Source organism: Actinocrinis sp. (genome assembly GCF_035650855.1).
Taxonomy (GTDB): Bacteria; Actinomycetota; Actinomycetes; order Streptomycetales; family Catenulisporaceae; genus Actinocrinis.
On the sequence record NZ_DASRGV010000098.1, the window covers coordinates 1 to 21974 of the forward strand.

The 21974-nt window shown below is 71.8% G+C and carries 21 protein-coding genes and 1 pseudogene; 11 read left to right on the forward strand and 11 right to left on the reverse strand.

Translation table 11 applies throughout. The features are described 5' to 3' along the window. Positions 1–204: pseudogene (locus tag VFB40_RS07770) on the forward strand (glycosyltransferase family 2 protein); the annotation flags it as partial. Positions 205–235: 31 nt separating this feature from the next. Here the strand turns inward: VFB40_RS07770 and VFB40_RS07775 are convergent. Together VFB40_RS07775 and VFB40_RS07780 are read right to left on the reverse strand one after the other, a co-directional pair. Then, entirely contained in the window at positions 236–1093 is an 858-nt protein-coding gene (locus tag VFB40_RS07775) for a class I SAM-dependent methyltransferase (RefSeq protein WP_324848619.1), read from the reverse strand. Positions 1094–1144: 51 nt separating this feature from the next. Next, positions 1145–2272: a glycosyltransferase gene (locus VFB40_RS07780; protein ID WP_324848620.1), complete on the reverse strand. Its 1128-nt coding sequence runs from the start codon at positions 2270–2272 to the stop codon at positions 1145–1147. Between the two features lie 107 nt (positions 2273–2379). On the opposite strand from VFB40_RS07780, the gene VFB40_RS07785 reads away from it, so the two are divergent. Beyond that, positions 2380–3423, forward strand: coding sequence for a lysylphosphatidylglycerol synthase domain-containing protein (locus VFB40_RS07785; protein ID WP_324848621.1), 1044 nt, complete (start codon positions 2380–2382; stop codon positions 3421–3423). Between the two features lie 81 nt (positions 3424–3504). Here the strand turns inward: VFB40_RS07785 and VFB40_RS07790 are convergent, their stop codons facing one another. Further along, positions 3505–3834, reverse strand: a complete 330-nt coding sequence (locus VFB40_RS07790) for a hypothetical protein (protein WP_324848622.1) — start codon at positions 3832–3834, stop codon at positions 3505–3507. A 320-nt stretch (positions 3835–4154) separates the two neighbouring features. Between VFB40_RS07790 and VFB40_RS07795 the strand changes: the two genes are divergently transcribed. Further along, positions 4155–4853, forward strand: a complete 699-nt coding sequence (locus VFB40_RS07795; protein ID WP_324848623.1) for a response regulator — start codon at positions 4155–4157, stop codon at positions 4851–4853. Positions 4854–4929: 76 nt separating this feature from the next. Then, positions 4930–5361 carry a pyridoxamine 5'-phosphate oxidase family protein gene (locus VFB40_RS07800; protein WP_324848624.1) on the forward strand — a complete coding sequence of 144 codons (432 nt, stop codon included), beginning with the start codon at positions 4930–4932 and terminating at the stop codon, positions 5359–5361. Between the two features lie 114 nt (positions 5362–5475). Here the strand turns inward: VFB40_RS07800 and VFB40_RS07805 are convergent, their stop codons facing one another. Together VFB40_RS07805 and VFB40_RS07810 are read right to left on the reverse strand one after the other, a co-directional pair. Continuing rightward, entirely contained in the window at positions 5476–7101 is a 1626-nt protein-coding gene (locus VFB40_RS07805; RefSeq protein ID WP_324848625.1) for a sensor histidine kinase, read from the reverse strand. Between the two features lie 251 nt (positions 7102–7352). Further along, positions 7353–9029, reverse strand: a complete 1677-nt coding sequence (locus VFB40_RS07810; protein WP_324848626.1) for a peptide-N4-asparagine amidase — start codon at positions 9027–9029, stop codon at positions 7353–7355. Between the two features lie 200 nt (positions 9030–9229). Between VFB40_RS07810 and VFB40_RS07815 the strand changes: the two genes are divergently transcribed. Beyond that, a complete protein-coding gene (locus VFB40_RS07815) occupies positions 9230–10216 on the forward strand; it encodes an amidohydrolase family protein (RefSeq protein ID WP_324848627.1) in 987 nt (328 codons plus the stop codon). Here VFB40_RS07815 and VFB40_RS07820 read toward each other — a convergent pair. Beyond that, positions 10200–10772, reverse strand: a complete 573-nt coding sequence (locus tag VFB40_RS07820; RefSeq protein WP_324848628.1) for a hypothetical protein — start codon at positions 10770–10772, stop codon at positions 10200–10202. The two genes, VFB40_RS07815 and VFB40_RS07820, sit on opposite strands and share 17 nt — an antisense overlap. A 228-nt stretch (positions 10773–11000) precedes the next feature. Continuing rightward, on the reverse strand, positions 11001–11975 hold the full coding sequence (locus VFB40_RS07825; RefSeq protein WP_324848629.1) for an ABC transporter substrate-binding protein: 975 nt from the start codon (positions 11973–11975) through the stop codon (positions 11001–11003). A 315-nt stretch (positions 11976–12290) separates the two neighbouring features. Between VFB40_RS07825 and VFB40_RS07830 the strand changes: the two genes are divergently transcribed. From VFB40_RS07830 to VFB40_RS07845, 4 genes are read left to right on the forward strand one after another with little or no spacing between them, the layout of a single operon-like run. Next, a complete protein-coding gene (locus tag VFB40_RS07830; protein ID WP_324848630.1) occupies positions 12291–14651 on the forward strand; it encodes a sensor histidine kinase in 2361 nt (786 codons plus the stop codon). Between the two features lie 56 nt (positions 14652–14707). Beyond that, complete coding sequence (locus tag VFB40_RS07835; protein WP_349259991.1) at positions 14708–15106, forward strand: roadblock/LC7 domain-containing protein; 399 nt, start codon at positions 14708–14710, stop codon at positions 15104–15106. After that, the gene (locus tag VFB40_RS07840; RefSeq protein WP_324848631.1) at positions 15103–15543 is read left to right on the forward strand and encodes a DUF742 domain-containing protein; all 441 of its coding nucleotides are present in this window, start codon (positions 15103–15105) and stop codon (positions 15541–15543) included. The genes VFB40_RS07835 and VFB40_RS07840 overlap by 4 nt, the downstream gene beginning before the upstream one ends. Then, positions 15533–16114, forward strand: coding sequence for a GTP-binding protein (locus tag VFB40_RS07845; protein WP_324848632.1), 582 nt, complete (start codon positions 15533–15535; stop codon positions 16112–16114). The genes VFB40_RS07840 and VFB40_RS07845 overlap by 11 nt, the downstream gene beginning before the upstream one ends. Positions 16115–16182: 68 nt before the next feature. On the opposite strand, the gene VFB40_RS07850 is transcribed toward VFB40_RS07845, so the two are convergent. The 4 genes from VFB40_RS07850 to VFB40_RS07865 are packed head-to-tail and all read right to left on the reverse strand — an operon-like array spanning position 16183 to position 19259. Continuing rightward, positions 16183–16665 carry a GNAT family N-acetyltransferase gene (locus VFB40_RS07850; protein WP_324848633.1) on the reverse strand — a complete coding sequence of 161 codons (483 nt, stop codon included), beginning with the start codon at positions 16663–16665 and terminating at the stop codon, positions 16183–16185. A 10-nt stretch (positions 16666–16675) separates the two neighbouring features. After that, positions 16676–17341: an ABC transporter permease gene (locus tag VFB40_RS07855; protein ID WP_324848634.1), complete on the reverse strand. Its 666-nt coding sequence runs from the start codon at positions 17339–17341 to the stop codon at positions 16676–16678. Beyond that, positions 17338–17997, reverse strand: coding sequence for an ABC transporter permease (locus VFB40_RS07860; RefSeq protein WP_324848635.1), 660 nt, complete (start codon positions 17995–17997; stop codon positions 17338–17340). Before VFB40_RS07860 ends, VFB40_RS07855 begins: the two co-directional genes overlap by 4 nt. Beyond that, positions 17994–19259, reverse strand: a complete 1266-nt coding sequence (locus VFB40_RS07865; RefSeq protein ID WP_349261384.1) for an ABC transporter ATP-binding protein — start codon at positions 19257–19259, stop codon at positions 17994–17996. Before VFB40_RS07865 ends, VFB40_RS07860 begins: the two co-directional genes overlap by 4 nt. Positions 19260–19422: 163 nt before the next feature. Between VFB40_RS07865 and VFB40_RS07870 the strand changes: the two genes are divergently transcribed. Next, positions 19423–20958 carry a S53 family peptidase gene (locus VFB40_RS07870; protein ID WP_414642054.1) on the forward strand — a complete coding sequence of 512 codons (1536 nt, stop codon included), beginning with the start codon at positions 19423–19425 and terminating at the stop codon, positions 20956–20958. Positions 20959–21023: 65 nt separating this feature from the next. After that, on the forward strand, positions 21024–21950 hold the full coding sequence (locus VFB40_RS07875; protein ID WP_324848638.1) for a ribonuclease Z: 927 nt from the start codon (positions 21024–21026) through the stop codon (positions 21948–21950). Positions 21951–21974 lie beyond the last annotated feature (24 nt).

A 21974-nucleotide genomic window follows, 5' to 3' on the forward strand; every position in this document is an offset into this window, starting at 1 on the left:
ATGGTGATGTACTTCAACCCGCTCAAGGTGCTGATGCCGCCGGCGCTGTGGCTGGTGGCCATCGGCTTCGGCAAGGGCATCTACGACATGGTGATGCACCCGGTGCGCATCGCCGGGGACACCGTGCTGATCTTCCTCAGCGGTCTGATCATCGGCTCGCTCGCGCTGCTGGCCGACCTGATCGTCCGCTCCCGGGGGGAATGACGCGAGCTGCGGGCGGGTCGCCGACCCGCCCTTAGGCCGTCAGCCTCGCCCGCACAACCAGCCCCGTTCCGACGCCCGGGAAGCCGCGCTGCAAGTACCGGAACGGGGCTGTTCCGTACCGGGCCACCCCTCCGTAAAGCAGCCCCTTCGGCTGAAGCAGGCGCGCGGACGCCCCAGTGCGCTGTTCCATCGACGCTCCCGGCGCCGCGGCGAGCTTCCGCTTCCCGACCGCGTTGCGCGCGGTCTCCAGCAGGTAGCCCAGCGGCATGCCGTACTCGCGCGACTCGACCTGCGAGAAGCCGGCCTTCTCCAGCAACGCGGCGAGGTCAGCGCGCTCGTACCGGCGGAAATGACCGGCCAGCACGTCGTGCGCCGCGTAACGGCTCTGGTGAGCCGGCACGGACAGCAACAGCCAGCCGCCAGGACGCACCCGCCGCGCCCATGAATCGAGCGCCCCGGCGTCGTCCTCGATGTGCTCAAGCACCTCGAAGGCGCAGACCAGGTCGAACTGCACGGCCGGATCGAGCTCGTCGGCGAGCACGTTGCGCACCTCGCCGCGGCCGCCCAGCGCGATCCGGCGGCTGGCCACGGCGAACGACTCCGGACTGGGCTCCAAGCCGAGATAGTTGAACTGCGCGGCGAGCCGGACGCCGACCGCGCCCATGCCACAGCCGACCTCCAGCACGTCGCTGACGCCGTGGGGGATCATGCGGCGTATCACGTCGTAACGCAGCCACGCGTTCGCCGCGAGAGGGGCGAGCCGGTCCATCGACGGTCGGCTTTCGGGCGCGCCCGGTTCGGCCGGAGCCGGTCCCGAGCCGGGCGTTGCGGCGCCGGCCGCCCCCGTCCCGGAGACCGCGTCCGGTATCTGCGGACCGTGCTCGCTCATGTCCAGCCTTTCGTCACGTCGGGTTCGTATGCCTATCAGGTCGTCTGTCTATCAGGTCACCGTGTGTTTCCGCGCCGGCAGCTCGCCGAGCCGCTTGATCAGCGGGGTGACGATCTGCTCGGCGGCGAACGAACCGAGCGCGAGGCTCCGCGCGGCCTCGCGGGCCCGGCGCAGCTCGGCGCGGTCTTCGGCCAGCCGCAGCAATGCCTCGGCCAGCGCGTCGGGGTCGCCGGGCGGCACGAAGACGGCGGCGTCGCCGAGCAGGCGGCGCTGCGGGGCCGTGTCCGAGGTGACGATCGCGCAACCGGCCGCCGCGCCCTGGAAGACCTTGTTGGGCACGACGCGCAGCGCCTTGGGTCCGGTGCCGAAGATGCCCAGGCACACGTCGTGCCGTGCGACCAGGGACGGAAGCTCGTCCGGGGCGACCCAGTCGAGCCAGCGCACGGCCGGGTTGGCTTCGGCGGCTCGGCGGGTCTCGGGGCCGTCCTGGCCCTTGCCGACCATGGTGGTCTCGACCGGGGCTCCGGCCAGCCGGGCCAGGGCGCGGCCGATGACCGGCGTGCCCTGCAGCGGCGTGTAGAGACCGAAGAAGAGCACGCGCAGCGGCGACGGGCCGCTCGTCTCGGGGCTGTCCACGTTCACGGCGGCGTCGAACCAGGCGCGCGGCGCGCCGACCGGAACCACCACCGCCCGCTCCCGGTGCTGCGGGGGCAGCGCGTCGAGATGCTCCTCGGTGTCCACGACGACGAGGTCGGCCGAGCGCAGCGCGCCCGAGTCGATCGCGCGCAGCAGGACGCCCTTGATCCCGCCGCCGGAAAGCTGCCGGTCGCGGGCCGTGTCGCTGGCGCCGATGAGGTGGTCGAGCACGATCGGGGTGCGCCGGAACAGGCGCCTGGCCAGCCGCACGTCGAAGTGCCCCAGGTAGCCGACCAGGACCAGGTCGGGGCGGGGCTGGCGGCGGGCGGCGCGCGCGAGCGCCAGCCAGCGCCGGGCGAGGGTGCCGAGCAGCACCGGCACCCGCCAGGGCTGCGCGAGGATGGCGACGCGGGCGGCCGTGTCCAGGCCGAGCGGGGCGTTGCACTCCTGTACCTCGTGGCCGTGCGCGCGCAGGCCGTCGGCGATGATGGCGACCCGGGGATGCGCCTTGGCGTCATACGTGCCGAAGACCGTCACTCGCATGGCAACAGACAATAGTGGCCGACTCGGCCGCCGCGTCCCGCGCTGTTGCGGTAAGCCGGTCAGGAACTGCCGTTAGGCTTCGCCCTGTGAAGGACCGGACGACGACCGTGACAAAGCCGATCGAAACGGCCGGCGCCGGAGACGACGACGCGTCCGCTCCCAGCGGCGGCGACACCGGCCAAGACCCCGCCGCCGCGCGCAGATCGCCGACGGCCCGCGCCAAGGCGCTGCTCGGCAGCGCGGCCGTGCGCGTCGGATTCGTGCTGCTCGCCGTCGGGCTCGGCGGCTACGCGATCGAGGACGAGTGGTCCCAGGTCCGGGCCGGGCTCTCCGGGCTCGGCGCGGCGGTCGTGGCCGGATCGTTCGGCCTGGTGCTGCTCGCGCTGCTCGCCTCGATGCTGGAATGGCGCTCGCTGCTGACCGCCGCCGGGTCGCGGGTGCCGCTCGCGCCCGCGTCGCGGATCTTCTTCGTCGGGCAGGTCGGCAAGTATCTGCCGGGCGCGGTCTGGCCGGTGCTGGCGCAGATGGAGCTCGGGCAGGCGCAGCGCATCCCGCGGCGCCGCTCCGCCACCGTGGCCGTGATCACGATACTGGTGTCGCTGGCGGCGGGCCTGATCGTGGCGGCGATCTGCACCGTGGCCGGGCTGACCGGTTCGACCACCGGGGGCTACGGCTGGGCATTCCTCGCCGCGCCCGTGCTGCTGGTCGCGCTGCATCCAAGAGTGCTCAACCCAGCGCTTGACCGGCTGCTGCGGCTGGCCCGCAGGCCGGTCCAGGAGGTGCCGCTCTCCGGCCGCGCGGTCGTCTCGGCGACGTTGTGGGCGGTCCTGTACTGGGTGCTCAACGGCCTTAGCGTGTGGCTGCTCGCGGTGCGGCTCGGTGCCTCGGACGGCCGCACGTTCCTGCTCGCCACCGGCGGTTTCGCGTTCGCCTGGTGCGCGGGCTTCCTGGTGGTGCTGGCGCCGGCGGGCGCGGGCGTGCGCGAGGTGGTGCTGGTCGCCTCGCTCTCTCCGGTGCTCGGAGCGGGAAAGGCGACGGCCGTGGCCCTGGTCTCGCGGCTGCTGACCACGGTCGGCGACCTGCTCGCGGCCGGGCTGGCCGGTTGGCTGGGCCGTGGCCGGCGGCACGCTCCCGCGGACGCAGCGAACTGAGCCGGGGCTGAGCGAGCCGGCCGGCGGCTGGGGACGAGGACCAGGGCAGTCGGCTGGGGACCGGGGCGGTGCCCGGCACTTTCAGCAGGCGAGCACTTCCGCCTCGACCAGCTGACGCAGCTGCTCGCGGCGCCGCTCCAGCTCCTTGAACTGAGCGGCCCAGGCTGCATACGCGCGCCGCCGCCACCGGTGCGGGCGGGTCGCCAGCCAGGAGTCCATGGCGACCTGCCAGCACACCTCCTCCACGGCGGCCCGCAGCAGGGTCGGCGACTTGACCACCATCGCGGCCGGGATCCGCGCGCCGATCGACTCGAAGCGCAGGTTCCAGGCCTCGCGCCGGGACCGCCGCGCGTTCCGCCGCAGGCCGCGCCGCCGCGGTCGCGGGCTCAGCTCGGTGTCTTCCGAGTCCATGTTCGCCTCCTGACGCCGGGTCGCTCCGCGGGTGAGAGGGGAGCTTGCCTCCTTCACGGCGGCGCCCGCGCCGGGGTTCACCGCGGCGGGCGGCTTTTACCCGCGCCCGGTGCGCGCGATCGAGTGTGCGGCCGGGCGCGCGGCCGGGCGCGCGCTAACTTTCACTTCCCACCGGTCCGGTCCGCACCCGCGGAGATGTGGTTGCGGCGGCCCCCTTCCGGCGCGCACCGGCCTCAATTAGCGTGCCAGTGGTCGAAATCTTCATGAGTGACGCTTCGCCGCGGTGCGGCGGTCGAGCGAGACGTCGCGAGGAGCGGGCGGTGGATGAGGAACCGGGGCATCCGGGGGGCGAGGCCGTCCGGGTGGCGGTCGTGGACGATCACGAGATCGTCCGGCGCGGAGTCAGGGATCTGATCGAATCGGCGCCCGGCCTGGTCTTCGCCGGGGAGGCGTCCGGCGCGGCCGAGGCGCTGCGGTTGGTGCCAGCGCTGCGGCCACGCGTGGCCATCCTCGATGTGCGCCTCCCAGACGGCGACGGGGTCTCGCTCTGCCGTGAGTTGCGCTCCCGGATGCCCGAGCTGGCCTGCCTGATGCTGACCTCTTACAGCGATGACGACGCGCTGTTCGAGGCCGTGATGGCGGGCGCGTCCGGCTACTTGCTCAAGCAGGTGCGCGGTAACGACTTGATCAGTGCAGTACGCGCGGTCGCGTCCGGTGAGTCGATCCTCGATCCCGCGTCCACGACCCGCATGCTCGACCGGCTTCGCGCCGCGGTCCCGCGCGATGCCGGGTCCGAGCTCGAGCTGTCAGCCCGCGAGGACCACCTGCTCGACCTGATCGGCCAGGGTCTGACGAACCGGGAGATCGCGGACCGAACCGGACTGACCGAGAAGACCGTTAAGAATTACGTGTCGCGGCTCCTGCAGAAGCTGGGCATGGCCCGGCGCGCGCAGATCGCGGCATTCGCGACGGAACGTCGTCTGCTACGCGAAGGGGGAGAGCGATGGCGACCAGGGTGACCGCTGCGGTTCGAGGCGGTGGCGCGTACCGGGACGGCCCGGCGGCGCGGGCAGGGGTGTCGTGGAGCAGTGCGTCATGGAGCTGAGCCGGCGCGAGTGCCTCACGCTGCTCTCGACCCGGCCGTTCGGGCGCATCGTCTACACCGCCTCGGGACTGCCCGCGGTCGTGCCGGTCAACTTCCTGGTGGAGCACGCCGAGCGGGACGAGGACCTGCTGGTGTGCACGGTGCGCGCGGACTGGCTGCTGGCCCCGATCAACCATGCGGTGGTCGGGCTCCAGGCGGACGAGCTGGACCGCGGCATGGACGGGGGCTGGTGGGTCACCGTGGTGGGCCGGGCCGAGCCGGTCGAGGACCGGCTGGAGGCCGCGGCGCTGCGGGCCGATCCGCGGTGGCCGAGGACGATCGACGACAGCGAGGCGATCGTGCGGCTGCGCCCCGGCCTGACCTCGGGTCGCCGGCTCGGGCTCGAGAAGCAGAACGGCGCGCGGCGGGAAGCAGAAGGCTGAAACGGCAGGCTGACGGACGACCGGCCCGCTCGCGGCGATCGTGATGCGGCCTCGGCGACGCTTGACGGCTGATCCGGGTGTCGAGTGGTGCGGTGCGGGCTATCCCGGGGCCGTTCAGCGCAGCGGGACCTGCCAGCTGATCCGGGTGCCGGTGCCGAGTCCGCTGCCGCCCCGGTGTACCGGCTCGACCTTGAGCTCGCCGGCGAACTGCTCGGCCCGGCGGGCCAGGTTGGCCAGGCCGCTGCGGCGCAGCGAGGCGGGCGGCCCGAGGCCGTCGTCCACGATCTCGATCACCACCCGGTCGCTCACCGCGACGTCCACCTCGACCCGCCTGGCCTGGGCGTGCCTGGCCACGTTCGCCAGCGCCTCGCGCAGCACCGCGATGACGTTCTCCGCCACGGCCGGCGGCACGTCCGTGTCGATCAGGCCTTCCATGCGCAGCGCGGCGGAGAAGCCGAGCACCTGGCGCGCGGCGTCGACCTCCTGGATGATCCGGTGCCGCAGCGGCGAGCCGGGCCGGGCCGCACCCTGGGCCTGCAACGCGAAGATGGTCGAGCGGATCTGCCGGATGGTGTCGTCGAGCTCGTCGATGCTCTGCCCGATCCGCTCGGCCACATCGCCGCGCTGCGCCCGGTTGCGCGCGCCCTCCAGCGCGAGGCAGACGCCGAAAAGCCGCTGCACCACGAGGTCGTGCAGGTCGCGGGCGATCCGCTCCCGGTCCTGATACACCTGGACCCATTCGTCGTCCAGCCGCCGATCGGCCAGGTCCAGCAGCTGCGCCGCCTGCCTGGCGAGCTCGGCGATCGACGCGTGGATCGCGGGCTCGAACGCGGCGCGCCCTTTGCGCCGGCAGACCGCGAGCACGCCGCGCACCCGGCCCTCCGCGCCCATCGGCAGCAGCAGCGCCGGGCCGACCCCGAGCTCGGCGAACCGGTCGGCGGCGATTCCCGGGCCGGCCGCACCTGCCGTGGTGCCGGAGCTTCCGGCAGTGCCGGTATCCCCAGCGGCGCCCGATCCCGCTGCCTCGCCGCCCGCCGAGGCAGCTTCGATGTCTGAGAAGATCGCGGCGCGCCCGGTGCGTAGCACCTCGCCGGTGGCCGAGCCGTCCCGCACTGAAAGCAGGCCCCTGACCAGCTCGGCGCGCTGGCCTACCGCCACCTCAAGGATCTGATGCACGCCGTCCTCGTCGGGCAGCGTCACGGTCACCAGGTCGGCATCCGCCAGCTCGCGCGCCTGCTCGGCCAGCGCCCCCAGCGCGACCGACTGCGGCTCCCCGGCCAGCAGACTGCCCGCCAACCGTCCGATCGCGGTAAGGCGCCTGCGCTCCAACTGCGCGCGCTCGCGTTCGCTGGCGTGGCCGAGCGCCAGCCCGGCGGCCCGCGCCAGGGTGCCGGCCGCGATCTCGTCCTGCGCCGTGAACCGCGTGCCGTCGGCCTTGTCTGTCAGATAGAGCTGCGTGTAAACGGTCGCCCCCAACGGGATCGGCGTGCCGAGCCAGGTGGTCTCCAGGGCGTGCGCGGGCGGCTCTCCGACCGCTCCGTGCTGCGCGCTGGTGAGGATCATCGCCTTCTCCACGGTTCGGCGCAGCGCGGCCTCGGGCTCCGGCTCCCCGGCCACCGCGAGGACGGCGTCGGCGAGTGAGCATCCTTTCACCGGCTCGGTCGTGGGCGTGGGCTCCTGCTCGCGGTCGGCGGTGTCTCTTCGGCGGTTCGGCGGATCACCGGGTGGATATGGCTTCATTTCGAGCTCCGATTCCGCCCCCGAAGCCGGAGCGAAGTCCGGCTCCCTGATCGGCGCCACGGAGATCAGCCGCGGCGTGCTGCGCTCCCAACACCTTAGCGGCGCTGAGTTCGCATTCTTACAGCAAGGCCCCTGCTCGGGAAGAGGCTCCGGGGACCCGGCAGGGCGAGGGCGGACGGCTCGCGCGTGAGCCGTCCGCCCTCGCGGCGTCCGGTGTGTTCCGGCCGGTTTCGGCAGGTTTCGGCCGGAGTTCAGCCCCAGCAGCCCAGGTAGCGATCCGAGGTCACGTACCCGTGATCCGCTTCGATCCGGTGGTGGTAGCACCCGGCGTTGTCGAAGGCGGTGGCCTGTGCGGAGAGCGAGGAGTAGTCCTCCGCGTCGGAGCCGTCGGCCTGCACGACCGCGCCGGCGTCGTCGCGCTGGAGGACGCCCTTGGCCGTGACGCGGTCGTTGGCCTTCGTCGTGGTGAGCCAGTCATCGCCCAGTGCTACCTGCGTCGTCTCGGTCCTGGACACGTCGGCGTTGCCCTGCACGAGGAAACCGGAACCGGTCGAGCTCGGCTGGTACACACTCGTCACAGTGATCGGGTAGGACCACCCGTCCCGCGTGCCGGTGGAGTGGTGCTCGGAGGTACTCATCTGCGTGTAACCGCTGTCCTTCTGCACGACGGTCTGCGCGAAGCCGGACTGGGTCACCGTGTCCGTGTTCGAGTACGTCATGTGCTGCCGGACGGTGGTGACCACGCGGCCGCGCGAGGTGTTGACGTATCCGGACACGGTCCAGTCGCGTGACGCGGTCGTCGCGATGACGTCGGTGCCGGTGCTCGGCGTCGTCCACGCGGAGGAAAGCGTCGGCTCGGCCGAGATCGTGTCGGTGAGCAGCCCGCCGCCGGTGTGCGCGGCGTGGTGGTCGGTGGTGAGGAACAGCGTGCCGTCCATGGTCCACACGTCGGTGATGCCGGTCGGCGGCAGCAGCGTGATCTGGTGCGGTTGCCCGTCCGAGAGCAGCCCGGCGAACGGGGTCAGGTCGATCGCGTAAGGCTGGGTGCGCAGCGAGTCCACGCTCATGATCGGCCGCCACATCAGTGGGCTGATCCCGCCGCTGTAGATCGCCGGGAACGGCTGCGCGACCCCGGCGAGTTTGCCGTCCACCTCGACGCGCACCTCGCGATACGGTCCGCCGCCGCACAGCCCGTAGCTCGGATGCGCCTGGTTATAGGCGTCGGGGACGTTCGTGTACCAGAACTCTTCACAGCCGCCGCCGCGCGCGAAGACCTCCAGCGTCGCGCCGGAGAGATTGCGCGGGAAGGTCACCGTCTGCGTGGCGCTCTGCCCGCCGGTCAGCGACCACCAGCCGGCCGAGGTGGTGCCGCCCTGGCTGACCGGGACGACCTGGTCGGCGGTCGATGCGGCGGGGTACCCGTGGCCGGCCTGGTAGTAGGTGACCGTCAGGGTCATGTGATAGATCCCGGTGTACGTGTCGTTGACGATGTTGCCGAGGTCGACGACCAGTGGTTGCGCGGTGCGCAGCAGCGGGATGAAGCGGGAGATGTCCGCGTCCACGTGCCAGGAGATGCCCGCGGGGTCCGGCTCCGGGGTGCTGGTGCGAAACACCTCGGCGCCGCCGATCCAGACCCCGGCCAGCCGGTCGTACTGGCGTCCGGCGACGCTGCCGCTCCAGTCGAGCACCACCTTCGACCACGGGCCCGGGCAGGCGCTCGGCGCGGTGAGGGTGCCGACGAAGGGCTGGCCGTAGCTGTTGGCGAAGTCGTGCTGCATGGCGGTGACCGTGCAGTGCGGGGTGGCCGGGCGGCTGACCGGAGGCAGCGCGGAGGCGGGGTTCTGGTAGTTGATCTCGACGGGGGCTGAGGCGGCGGCCGCGGAACCGGGAAGCCCGGTGATCAGCGCGGCGGCGATGATCGTGAGCATCGCACCGGTGTGCGACAATCGTCGGGTTATTCGCATGTGAACAACACGTCCTCGTGGGTTGGACGGGCGCATGGCGTCGTTGTCCCGGCTTGTGGCAGGGACCGGACAAGCCTGTCGGCTCGGCGGGGACGCGCGCAATACCCTTGTCAGGCGGAAACCGTGTCGATCGAAGAGAAGGCACCCGGCAAGAGCGGCTGGCCGTGCGCGTAGACGTCCATCAGCACCTTTGGACCGAGGGGTTCATCGCGGCGCTGCGGGGGCGTGCGAGCGTGCCGCGTCTGGCGGGGGACGGGTGGACCCTGGTCCTCGACGGCGAGCCGGATTACCGCGTCGATCCGCGCGACCACGACCCGGCGCTGCGCCTCGGGATGAACCGCGTCGACCTGCTCGACCTGGCGCTGGTCTCCCTCTCTAGCCCGCTCGGCATCGAGCACCTGCCCGCCGCCGAAGCCGCTCCGTTGCTGGAGGCGTACCACCGCGGCGCGCTCGCGCTGCCGGCCGGCTTCGGCGCGTGGGCCGCGGCCTGCGTGACCGACCCCGATCCCGCCGACCTGACGCACTGGCTGGACGCCGGGTGCGTCGGCCTGCAACTGCCCGCTACCGCACTCGCCGATGCGGCGGGATACGCGCGCTGTGAGCCGCTGCTGCGCGCGTTGCAGGAGCGCGACAAGCCGTTGTTCATCCACGCGGGCCGCGCGGCCTCGCCCGGAGCGCCACCGTGGTGGGCCGCGAACGTGGACTACGTACAGCAGATGCACGCGGCGTATTACGCCTTCGCCGCCTTCGGGCGTCCCGCGCACCCCACGCTCAAGGTGTGCTTCGCGATGTTGAGCGGGCTCGCGCCGCTTCACCGGGAACGCGCCGCGGCCCGCGGCGGGCCTGACCTGACCGCCGACTCAGGGGTCTGGTTCGATACCTCGTCCTACGGCCCGGTGGCCGTGGCCGCTCTCGGGTCGGCGTTGGACGCGGCAGGTGGCGGAGATACGCCACTGGAGGCGGGATTCGGTCACGGGCAGACAAAGCACGCTAAGGCCGCGTCAGCTGCGCGCGCACGGATCGTGCTCGGCTCGGACCGCCCCTACGCCGCGCCCGGAATCCTCGCCGACCCGGCGGCCGCCCACGCGGCGGCCGCCGAGCTGCTGGGTGCCTGCGCCGTCACCCGTCAAACGGTCACGGATGCATCGTGAGGCAGGCGGTCTGATTCAGCGTGGTGTCGGTGAAGCACATGTTGTCGCCGTTCGCCAGCCACACGCCGCCGCCGGAGGCCCAGCTGATCGTCATGTAGTGATCGCTGGGGTGGCCCCATATGGTGATCACGCCCTCGGTGTCCCAGAGCTTGACCGTGTCCGTGTCGGGGCCGTCCGTCTCGCCGCTGGCCGACTGCATGTTCAGGCCGGTGCCGACCACGGTGATGCAGACGTGCGCGCCGTTCCAGTAGTTATAGGTGTGGCAGCCGGTTCCGGTGAACGGCCGGACCAGCTGCGGGTGCGCGTTCGCCGTCTTGCCGGTGGCGATCGCGCCTGAGCTCTGAGTGGCACCCGAACCAGAGGTTGTACTCGCGGCCGCCGCGCCCGCCGACCCGATCAGCGCGCACAGCATCACCGCCACCAGCACCAGGAGCGCGGGCCGCCCGCCGAACTGCCGCCGCGCCCTCCGATCACCCATCGCGCCCCGCATCATGCGTCCCTTCGCCACCTGTGTAAAGCTCTGCCGTCCGCCGGACAGGGCGGACGGCAGAGCCATTCCATACGCAAGGGTACGTGGACGCCCGCACGGGCTCCAGGTGCGGGTACCGATAGGCCGGTTCCCGCCAGCATGACAATATCTTGATCAGCCTTCTGTCGGCGAGGCCCGGACCCCGCGCCTGCTGGCGCACCGTCAGACGGCGGGTCCGGGCCTCGGCCGGTGGAGCGGAATCAGCGCTCGATCAGCAGTGCTCGATCAGACCACGGTGGATCACACAGCGCTCGATCAGACCAGGCCGACCGACTTGAGCCACGCGGTGGCCACCGCGGCCGGGTCCTGCTTCTGCACCTGGGTCTTCACGTCGAGGTCGAGCAGCGTCTTGCTGTCCAGCTTCGCGTCCACCGCGTTGAGCGCGTCCACGCCGGTGGAGCTCAGCGCCGACTTGTTCACCAGCGGCAGCACGTTCTGCAGGCCGAAGATGTTCTTCGGGTCGGTCAGCGTGACCAGGCCGTTCTGGGTGATCGTCGGGTCGGTGGTGAACAGGTCGCCGGCGTCCACCGCGCCCTGCGACAGCGCCGTCTCGGTCAGCGTGCCGCCGGCGTCCAGCGACTTGAAGGTGATCTGCGAGGCCTTGAGCCCGTAGGCCTGCTCGAGCCCGAGGATGCCCTGGTAGCGGGTCTGGAACTCGGCCGCGGCGCCGATCGAGACGTTGGCGCCGTTGAGTGCGGTCACGAAGTCCGCGATCGAGGAGCTCGCGGTCATGTGGTACTTCGCCGCCGCCTGCTTGCTCAGCGTCAGGGTGTCGTTGTCCTGGGCCTGCGCGGGCTGCAGCACCTCGAGGTTCGGCGCGAGCTCGCTCGCGATCGCCGCGTCCACCTGGTCGGTCGAGGTCTGCGGGGTGGTCTTCTTGGCCAGGCTGTCCAAGTACGCCAGCAGCGCGCCGTTGTACTCCGGCTTGAGCGTGATCGTGCCGCTCTTGAGCAGGCCGTAGGTCACCTCGCGGCTGGCGATGTTCAGCTTGTAGCTGACCTTGTAGCCCTTGGCCTGCAGCGCCTGGCCGTAGATGTCCGCCAGCAGCACGCTCTCCAGGAAGTTGTCGGAGCCGACCACGATGGAGCCGGTGGCCTGGCCGCCCCCGCCGGTCAGCGGGTTCGAGGAGTTGTTCGAACTGCCGCTGCTGCCGCACCCGGCCACGAACGCACCGGTCAACACGGCAGCACCGAAGGCGGCGGTGACCCGCCGGGTAATCCAGGAATTCACGCTGGCTCCTTGGTCGCAGGAATCCACGCCCGGCCCCGTGCCCGCGTGGAAAACTCAATGGTTCCCACTGGCAATCCAACCCAGCCGATCGACGGGCCGTCAACCGACGATCGATCACCGATAGGTATCGCTTGGGCGCCCATCCCGCCCCGCCTCGTCACTGTTCACTGTGTTGCAACATTCGCCCAGTGACCGGATGGCGACAAAAGGGCACCGCATTCGATACTGTGCTGCGGGTTCGGATCTGAAGTCTGATCATCAGTGTCATGGTCGCCAATTGCACCCAAATGGCCCAGGCACCGGGGAGGCGGCACAGTGGCTGTGCGCAGTGGGCAGGAACTGGGACGTCCGGCACACAGCCGCAAGTCGGGCCGGCGTCTTGACCGGATCCCGTTCCGCCGCAAGCTCGACGCACTCGTCGCCCTTCCCGCCGTCGCGATCGTGGGCCTGCTCAGCCCGCTGGTGATCCAGCAGGTGAACGCCGCCCGCACCTGGGAGAGTGCGGCCTCTTACATGAGCACCACGCAGCAGGTCAGCGTGTTGATCGACGACCTCGGCGCCGAGCAGGAGGACGCGCTCGGCGTCATCGGCAGCATCCAGCTGGTCGACCTGGCCGCCTTCGACCGCGCCGCGCAGATCACCGACCAGCAGCTGCAGAACGTGCTGGCCGCCTACGGCCAGAACCCGCCGACCGCGATGCGCGCCGCGCTCGACGAGATCAACGCCCTGAGCCTGGAGCGGCAGGGCGTGCACCAGGGCAACATCAACGGCACCATCCTGCTGCAGGCGTACACCGGCGCCATGCGCGACCTGAACGACGCGATGGGCCTGGCCCAGCAGGCCGCCGACGGCAACCCGGCCGCGGTGCCCGAGGCCGAGCTGGACATCCTGTTCCAGGCCGACCTGGCCGCCAACTCCCGCGAGGCGGCGCTGGTCGAGATCGCGGACGACCCGGCCCAGGCCCCGACCCAGTACCCGCTGGCGGAGAACTTCGACGGCATCGCCACCTCGCAGGGGCAGCGGCTGCAGCAGTTCATCCCGCCGGCCGACTACTCGCTCTACAACGCGATCCAGGGCAACGAGCAGCAGGGCGTCATCGACCAGTTCGAGGCCGCCGCCTCCAGCGCCTTCATCTCCGGCAACCGGCAGACGATCAACGAGCTGACCGGGTACGCGCGCCAGGTCACCGACGCGGCGCTCTCCCAGGGCCAGGCCCGCACGGTCATGGAGGCCAGCATCACCCGCCAGGTGGTCGCCCGGGCCGCGCACAGCGCCTCGGTCGCGGCCTGGACCGCGATCGGCCTGGTGGTGCTGGCCATCGTGCTGCTGATCGGGCTGATCGTCTTCAGCGTCCTGATCCGGCACTCGATCGCCCGCCCGGTGCTGCGGCTGACCCGCGCGGCCACCCGCATCGCCACCGTCGCCGAGCAGGACCTCGAGCGCGTCGCCGAGGACGATCCCGAACACGAGGGCGAGCCGCCCGAGCTGGAACACGTCGCGGTGGCCACCCGCGACGAGATCGGCGACCTGGCCGAGTCCTTCAACCGGCTGCAGGAGACCGCGGTGCGGGTCCTTGAGCGCCAGGTGCTGGTGCGCCGCAACACCGCCGAGATGTTCGGCAACGTCGGGCGGCGCATCTACAACCTGACCGGCCGCCAGCTCGCCCTGATCGACGCGATGGAGCGCAGCGAGACCGACCCGGTGCTGCTCGAGCGGCTCTACCGGATCGACCACCTCGCGGTGCGCCTGCAGCGCGGCGCGGACAGCCTGATGCTCCTGTCCGGCGAGCGCGAGCCCGCGCTGGACGCCACCCCGATGCGGCTGACCGACGTGGTGCGCTCCGCCATCGGCCGGATCGAGGGCTACCAGCGGGTCGTGCTCGGGGCCGAGGGCGACGCGATGGTCACCCCCTCCGCGCTCGCCGACCTGACGCTCATGGTCGCCGAGCTGGTGGAAAACGCGGTGGCCTTCTCACCGACCTCGAGCACCGTGGACGTGGCGGTACGCAGCGCCTCGCGCGGCGCGGTCGTCGAAATCGTCGACCACGGCGTGGGGATGACGACGCAGCGCCTTATGAACGAGAATGAACTGCTGGTCCGGCGTGAGCGGCTGGACCTGGCGCCCACCAAGGTGCTCGGCCTGTTCGTGGTCGGGCGGCTGGCCCAGCGCACCGGCGCTACGGTCACGCTGGCCCAGACCGCGGGCGGCGGACTGACCGCCCGGATCACCGTCCCGGACGAACTCCTGCTCGGCCCGGTGGAACTGGCCCAGCGCGCGGCCGGCGGCTCGGCCCCCGCGCCGCGGACCGTGCCCACCCCGCCGATGCCGGAGCCGCGCCGGGAGGCGACCTCCGGGGTGTCGGCCGGTCTGCCGCAGCGCGCGAACGGCCGGGAACGGGAGGGCTCGATGGCCCAGCGGCCGCCCACGCTGCCGCGCCGGGTCCGCGGCGCCCGCGCCACGCAGCCCGCCCAGGGCGGCGGCCGGCAGGGGCTCTCGCTGGCCCCGGCGGCGCAGTTGGACGCGGAGGCTGCCCGCGCGGCCATCGAGGAGTTCGAAGCCGGCGTGGACCAGGCGCTGCGCGACAGCGCGGCGGGCTTGGCGCTCCGGCCGCCGGGAGAGACGCGCTCCGCGCCGCCGCCCGGGGACATCGACGAGGAGAAGGGAGAGAGGCTGTGACCGCCTCCACCACAGACGCCGACGGCCTTCGCGCCGCGGCGGCCGATTTCACCTGGATGGTCAGCCGCTTCGCCGCGGAGACCGCGGGAGTGGTCGACGCGATAGCCGTCTCCTCGGACGGACTGCTCATAGCCGTGTCCCGCCCGGGCGACCAGGCCGACTCCGAGCGCCTCGCCGCGATCGTCTCCGGCATCACCAGCCTGGCCGCCGGGGCCGCGGGCAACTACGGGCTCGGCGCGCTGAACAAGGTGATCATCGACATGGCCGGCGGGCACCTGCTGGTCTCCTCGATCGGCAGCGGCTCGGTGCTCGGGGTGGTGGCCTCCAAGGACGCCAAGCTCGGCAACGTGGCCTACGAGATGACGCTGTTCGCCAACCGGGTCGGCGCGATCCTGAGCCCCGCGCTGATCGTCGAGTTGAAGAACACCGTCGGCGCCGCCGGAGCGTCGGGGTGACCAGGCAGGGCGGACGGCCCGACCCGGCGAGCCGCCAGGAGGCGGACCCCGTCGGGACGACGCACGGCGCCGAGCGCGCCTCGGCCGTCCGGCCGTTCATGGTCACCGAGGGCCGGGTCGCCGCCGAGGCCGGCCTGCCCGTGGAGACCCAGGTCGTCGCGACGGCCGAAGGGCTTGGGCAGCTCGGCGCCCTCGCCTTCGAGCGGCGCGCCATCGTCGAGGTCTGCGGCACCCCGCTCTCCCTCGCCGAGGTGGCGGTCAAGCTGCGCCTACACCTGAACGTTGTCCGCGTGCTCGCGGGGGACCTGCGGGCCAGTCGGCTGCTCGCGGTGCACGTGCCCCGCTCCGGCACCTCCTCCGACATCGACGTACTTCGAAGGGTTATCGATGGGCTCCGCGCCATCCCCACTTCCGTCGGCTCACGAGATGCCGACTGACCAGGCGACGGCCGTCCGGCCCCCGCTGCCGGTCAAGATGGTCGTCGCGGGCGGCTTCGGCGTCGGCAAGACCACCGCGGTGGCCGCGGTCTCCGAGATCGAGCCGCTGACCACGGAGGCGTCGATCACCGAGGTCGCCGCCGGCATCGACGACGTCTCGCTGACCCCGAACAAGACCACCACGACAGTGGCCATGGACTTCGGCTGCCTCACCCTCGACCCCACGCTCAAGCTCTACCTGTTCGGCACCCCGGGACAGGACCGCTTCGGCTTCATGTGGGACGACGTGACCGAAGGCGCCCTTGGCGCGCTGGTGGTCGTGGACAGCCGCCGCCTGGACGACTGCTTCCCCGCCGTGGACTACTTCGAGCGCAAGGGGATGCCGTTCGCGGTCGCGGTCAACACCTTCGACGGCGACCTCACGCACCCACTCGATGCGGTACGCGAAGCGCTGGACGTCGCCGACGAGGTGCCGGTGTTGTCCTTCGACGCGCGCGACCAAGGCTCGGTGCGCGACTCGCTGGTGATCGTGCTCGAACACGCCCTCGCGCGTGCGGTGGCAGCAGCCTGACGGCACGACGACTTTCACGGCCCCCGGCGAACCGGGGGCCGCTTTGTATCCGCTAAGAGGCGCGTCCGCTAAAGCGTCTTACGCATCGTCATCGACGTCACGTCGTAGCCGCTGCGGCGATACAGCGCGATGGCCGCCTCGTTGTCGCCGACGACGTTCAGTCCCAGGGCCGTCCTGCCTTCGCGGGCGATGAGCTCCTCGACGGCCGCGAGGATCGCGGCTCCGTATCCGCGGCGCCGAAAGGGAGCAAAAACATTGATGTCATACAGCCACGCAGCGCTTACGGCACCCGCGGCCTGACTCGGGTCCGGCCCGACCCAGGCATTCCCCACGGCCTGCCCCGAGCCGTTCTCCGCCGTCAGCAGATGGTGTCCGGCCGTCTCGAGCCCGTCGGGCAGGAACCGCGCCGTGCCCTGCAGGACCCGCTCTCGTGCCAGATCCTCGGGCATGAGCCTGCTGAGCACGCGCACCGACTCGGCTTCACGGTGCTTCGTCGCGGCGTCGTACTCCTCCGGCGTCATCTTCCGAAGCTTCACCTGCTGCGTGTCCACGCCGCTGTCCCTAACGGTTGCGGCGCAGGCCCGGGGAGATGGCCAGCCGGGAGATCGCCGAGAACAGCACGAGCGTGGCGACCGAGAGCAGCACGACGAGGAAGCCGCCGCCGACGACCTGGTAGTACTGGTACTGCGAGAGGCCGTCCACGACGTACCTGCCGAGGCCGCCGAACGAGATCACCGCGGCGATGGTGGTGGTCGCCACCACCTGCACCGCCGCCGTGCGCAGGCCGCTGAGGATCAGCGGGAGCGCCGAGGGGATCTCCACCCGGAAGAGCACCTGCAGCGGCCGCATGCCCATCCCGCGCGCCGCGTCGACCACGGCGCGGTCCACCGCGCGCAGGCCCTCGTGCGTGGTCAGCAGGATGGGCGGGACGGCCAGCGCCACCAGCGGGATGAGCGCGGCGTTGAAGTTGAACACCCCGATCTTGACCGCGAGCAGCACGATCAGGCCCAGGCTCGGCATCGCCCGGCCGACCGCGGCCAGCGCCGCGATGGGCCCGTCGCCGCGCCCGAGGTGGCCGGTCAGCAGGGCCAGCGGCAGCCCGATCGCGGCCGCGCACAGGAACGCGATGAGCGAGTACCAGCAGTGCTCCGCGATCCGCTGCCAGATGCCGTCGTACCCGCTCTGGAACCGCGGGTCGGAGAAGAACTGGCGAAGGTACTCGATCATGCGCGCGCGCTCCTGCGGTCGGCCCACGGGGTCATCAGGCGCTGCGCCAGGCGCAGCAGCACGTCGCACAGCAGCGCCAGCACCACGAGGCTGAACAGTCCGAGCCAGACCAGCGACAGGTTGAACGAGCGCAGGCCGGTGGTGAACAGTTGGCCGAAGCCGCCGAGGTTGCCGATGACCGCCCCGATGCTCATCAGGCTGATGCTGGAGACCGTGGCCACGCGCACGGCCGCCATGATGGTCGGCGCGGCGATCGGCAGCTCCACCTGGAAGTAGCGGCGGGCCGGGCCGTAGCCCATCGCGTCCGCGGCCAGCTTCACCTCGGGCGGCACCGTGCGGATGCCGTCCACCACGCCCGGCACCAGGATGCACAGGCTGTAGAGCGCGAGCGCGATGAACAGCGTGGTGTCCGTGATGCCGGTGTAGTCGATCAGGAAGACGAACAGGGCCAGCGACGGGATGGAGTAGGCGACCGTCACCAGGCCGAGCACCGGCGGGTAGAGCAGCCGCCAGCGCGCGCACGCCTGGCCGATCGGCAGCGAGACCAGCAGCCCGCCCGCGGTCGCGCCCAGCGAGACCTCCAGCTGCTCGCCGAGCAGGCCGAGATAGGAGTGCTGGACGTAGCTCGGCAGGTCGAAGACGTTCGCCGCGATCATCGGGCCTGCTCCAGCGGCACCTCGTCGCTCGGCGGCGCGTCGGACCCGGCCGGGTCGGCGCCGGTCCCCGCCGCGGCCTCGGCCGCGGGCTCGCCCTTCGCCGACTCGTCGGCGGCTGCCGCCTTCTCGGCGGCGCGTTCGCGCTCGGTGCTCGCCTGGGCGTGCGCCGCGCGGATCGCCGAGCCGATGGCCTCCTGGCTGATGACGCCGAGGACCCGGCCCTCGGCGTCCGTGCCGACCGCCCAGCCGGTGGGGGAGAGGACCGCGGCGTCGAGGGCGGCGCGCAGCGAGTCGGCGCCCGGGACGAACGCGTGCCCGAACCCGGTCAGCCGCGCGTTGCCCACCGGCCCCTGGTCCGGCAGTCCGGCCGGGTCGGCCCAGCCCAGCGGTCGCCGGTCGGCGTCCACGATCAGCAGCCACGGCGTTCCGGCGGACAGCGCCGCGTCGCGCGCCGAGGGGGCCGGGGTGTCCGAGGCGACCACCGGGCCCTCCTGGAGGCTCAGGCCGGTGCTCGTGTAGAAGGTCAGCCGGCGGATGCCCCGGTCGCGGCCGAGGAACTGCTCGACGAACTCGTCCGCGGGCTCGGCCAGCAGCCGCTCCGGGGAGTCGAACTGCGCGAGTATGCCGCCCTCGCGCAGCACCGCGATCTTGTCGCCGAGCTTGATCGCCTCGTCGATGTCGTGCGTGACGAACAGGATGGTCTTGGCGACCTCGCCCTGGATGCGCAGGAACTCCTCCTGCAGTCCCTTGCGCACGATCGGGTCGACCGCGGAGAACGGCTCGTCCATCAGCAGCACCGGCGGGTCCGCGGCCAGCGCCCTGGCCACGCCGACGCGCTGCTGCTGGCCGCCGGACAGCTGGTACGGGTAGCGCTTGGCCAGCGACGGGTCCAGGCCGACCAGTTCCATCAGCTCGTGCGCCCTGGCCCGCGCGGTGCGCCGGTCGGTGCCCAGCAGCCGCGGCACGGTGGCGATGTTGTCCGCGATGGTGCGGTGCGGGAAGAGGCCGGCGTGCTGGATGACGTAGCCGATCGAGCGGCGAAGCTCGGCGGCCGGCCGGGCGCGCACGTCGGTCCCGTCGATCGCGATCCGGCCCTCGGTCGGTTCGATCAGCCGGTTGACCATGCGCAGCGAGGTGGTCTTCCCACAGCCGGACGGGCCGACCAGCACCGTGATCGCGCCGTCCGGAGCGGTGAAGCTCAGCTCGTTCACCGCGACGGTGCCGTCCGGATACCTTTTCGTCACCCGCTCGAAGGATATCAAGGTACTCCCTAACCAGGGCGGCCTGCGAAGCCTCAATAGTTGTCTGGTGCTGTCTGAGCTGTCAACCTGCGACAAAACCGGCGGGGCCGCGACGGTGTGTTGATATGCCGCACGGCACGCCGATCGCCGCAGAGGTCGCGGACTGACGCGGCGTGGGATATCAATGTGCAGTATGGAACTCGCCGCATCGCACCGCCGGCCGTTGCCCCGCTCCGAGGTCCTGGGACCCGTGGATCCGCAGGAGCGCATCCAGGTGAGCCTATATCTGCGGCGTCGGCAAAATCTGCCCGCTGAAGTCTCCGCCGGACTGCGCCGGCTGACCCGCGACGAACTGCGGTCCCACTACGGCGCGGACCCCGACGACGTCGAGCACGTCCGGGAAACCCTGGCCCGGCACGGGATCGACGTGGTCGACGCCGATCCGGGAGCGCGCCGGATCGTGGCGGAAGGGCCCGTGTCAGCGTTCGCCGACGCATTCGGCACCTCCGTCTCGCTCGTACGCAGCCCGCATCCGCTCTCCCCGGATGGAGTAGTGCACCGCTACCGCACCGGGCAGCTGAACCTGCCGAACGCGCTCTCCGGAGTGGTGACCGCGGTCCTCGGCATCGACAACCGCCCGCAGGCCCGCGCGTATTTCCAGTTCGCGCCGGCGGCCGGGCAGGCCACGTCGTACTCGGCGGTCCAGGTCGGCGCCGCCTACGGCTTCCCGGCCCAGTACGACGGATCCGGGCAGACCCTCGCGATCATCGAGCTCGGCGGCGGCTACGCCCAGAGCGACCTGGACACCTACTTCAGCGGGCTCGGGCTGGCCACCCCGTCGGTCACCGCGGTCCCGGTGGACGGCGGCGCGAACAGCCCCACCGGCGACCCGAACAGCGCGGACGGCGAGGTGCTGCTCGACATCGAGGTGGCCGGGGCGCTGGCGCCGGGCGCGGCCCAGGCCGTCTACTTCGCGCCCAACACCGACCAGGGCTTCGTCGACGCGGTGACCGCCGCCGCGCACGCCACCCCCACCCCGGCGGCCATCTCGATCAGCTGGGGCGGCCCCGAGGACTCCTGGACCGCGCAGGCCCGCGACGCCCTGGACCAGGCCTGCGCCGACGCCATCGCGCTCGGTGCGACCGTCCTGGCCGCCGCCGGGGACAACGGATCGAGCGACAACGCGTCGGACGGTGCGCCGCACTGCGACTTCCCCGCCTCCAGCCCGCACGTGCTCGGCTGCGGCGGCACCCGGCTGACACTCAACGGCTCGGGCGCCATAAGCGGCGAGACCGTGTGGAACGACGGCACCAGCGGCGGAGCGACCGGCGGCGGCGTCTCGACGTCGTTCACCACGCCGGACTGGCAGACGAACGCGGGCGTTCCGGCGTCGGGCCGGGGCGTGCCGGACGTCTCCGGCAACGCTGACCCGCAGACCGGCTATCAGATCTACGTCGACGGGCAGTCCGGCGTCGTCGGCGGCACCAGCGCGGTAGCGCCGTTGTGGGCGGCACTGGTCTGCCGGCTCGCGCAGCGCGGCGGCAAGCCGCTCGGGCTGCTGCAGCCGAAGCTGTACGCCAACGTCGCGCCTGGCGTAGCGCAGCCGGGCTTCCGGGACGTGGTCGAGGGCAGCAACGGCGCGTACCGGGCCGGTCCCGGCTGGGACGCCTGCACGGGGCTCGGCTCGCCGGACGGCACGGCGCTCAGCTCGTTGTTCTGACGTTTCCATGCCATGTCCGGCTTAATCTGATGTGCCGTCAGGTCGGTCGGCGTTAGTCTTCGAATATGCGTGAACTGGTGGTTTTGGGCACCGCGAGCCAGGTACCGACGCGTGCCCGCAACCACAACGGCTACTTCCTGCGCTGGGACGATCAAGGCTTCCTGTTCGATCCCGGCGAGGGAACGCAGCGGCAGATGACGCTCGCGGGCGTCTCCGTGCACGACGTCACCCGCATCTGCGTGACCCACTTCCACGGGGACCACTGCTTCGGCCTGCCCGGAGTGCTCTCCCGCATAGCGCTCGACGGCGTCGAGCACCTGGTGCACTGCCACTACCCGGCCTCCGGGCGGGAGTCCTTCGCGCGGCTGCGCTGGCTCTACCCCGACTACGCCGAGAAGGTGCTGCGCGAGGAACCCGCCGAGGAGCCGGTGGAGGGGGAGCGCGCCGTGCTCGCCGACGAGAGCTTCGGCCGGCTGACAGCCGTACGCCTCGACCACGGCATCGAGGCCTACGGCTACCGGCTGACCGAGCCGGACTCGCGCCGCATCCTGCCGGACCGCCTCGCCGCGGCGGGGATCAGCGGCCCGGTGGTCGGCGAGCTGCAGCACCGGGGCGTGTTGGAGCACGAGGGGCGCACGATCACGCTGGAGGAGATCAGTGTGCTGCGTCCCGGGCAGTCGGTGGCCTTCGTGATGGACACGCGCCTGTGCGACGGGGTCTACGAACTGGCCCAGGGCGTCGACCTGCTCATCATCGAGTCCACCTTCCTGGGCGCCGACGCGAAGCTCGCTGCCGACTACGGGCACCTGACGGCCGGTCAGGCCGCGCGGGTGGCGACCGAGTGCGGGGTGCGCTCGCTGCTGCTCACCCACTTCTCCCGGCGCTACCAGGACCCGGCGGCGTTCTACCGGGAGGCACGCGAGCACTACAGCGGCGAGCTGCGCGTCGCCGAGGATCTGATGCGCGTTCCGGTGCCGAAGCGGCGCGCCTGAGCAGACGCCGCCGCCGCGGCGCTC